At 31.1% G+C, this 982-nt stretch carries 1 protein-coding gene; it reads right to left on the bottom strand.

From position 1 onward, the window contains the following. Nucleotides 1–714: 714 nt before the first annotated feature. Nucleotides 715–888 carry a hypothetical protein gene (locus AK212_RS13540; RefSeq protein ID WP_231119833.1) on the bottom strand — a complete coding sequence of 58 codons (174 nt, stop codon included), beginning with the start codon at nt 886–888 and terminating at the stop codon, nt 715–717. Nucleotides 889–982: the final 94 nt, after the last annotated feature.

Below are 982 nucleotides of genomic sequence, written 5' to 3' on the forward strand. Positions count from 1 at the left end.
ATATTGTTGAAGATAACATGAATAATATATATGTAGGAGACATAATATCGTTAAATGATGCAATACATTTTATGCTTTTATCATCTTCTAATATTTTAGCTAATGCAGTTGCAAGATACATCGAGGAAAATTATCTTTAATATATAGATAAAGTGAATATCATATACAAACTAACTACCTATAATTCATAATTATGTTAACTAAAGCAAAAGGCTTAAACGTTGATTTAACAGCGTTTAAGCCTTTTGCTTATGATTATCGTTTATGCAGGTTTTATACATCATTGATCTGATGCGTTTTCAGTCATTTTCATTGATCCATATTTTGTATTTTTATGTAAGTTACATGTGTATACAAAGTATTCAAAGTGTGCAAAGTATACATTCGATACTTTGTACACTTTGAATACTTTGAATACTTTTTTGAAGGCTCATGTATTCGTCAAATATCACGTTATTATATTATACTTGTAAGGCACTTCCTGTGCAGAAAGGAGGTGCCACATCTAATGATTGTCGTTCTGTTTGTTATGAAGTATATCGTATGTCCAATTATTGTTGGTCGTGTTCTTTACTTATTGAACAAAGAACATAAACGATAAAAAAGAAACCCCAGCATATGCTTTGGTCGGCATGCTGGGGTTTTCACATCTAATGATGTATCTGTCTGTTTGTTAACTTCAGTATATCTTTCATGTTATCTTTTGTAAACTTTCTAATCTTCCCAATCTAGTTCTAATTGTTGTCTAAATGCTTGTTGTTGTTCTTTAAATAGTGCTTTTTCTTCTTCAGTCATCTTTCTAGTTGTATTACTTTGATTTCGTTCATGTAGCCATTTGGGCGTTTTCTCACGACTGATATATTGTTTAGGTTGGGCTACATTTGCCATGGTTCTGTTGCAAAGTAAAAAATATAGCTAATCACTAATATATCATGTCAGTGTTCGTTTAACTTGCTAGCATGATGCTAATTTCGTGGCATGG

This window comes from Staphylococcus borealis, assembly GCF_001224225.1.
GTDB lineage: Bacteria > Bacillota > Bacilli > Staphylococcales > Staphylococcaceae > Staphylococcus > Staphylococcus borealis.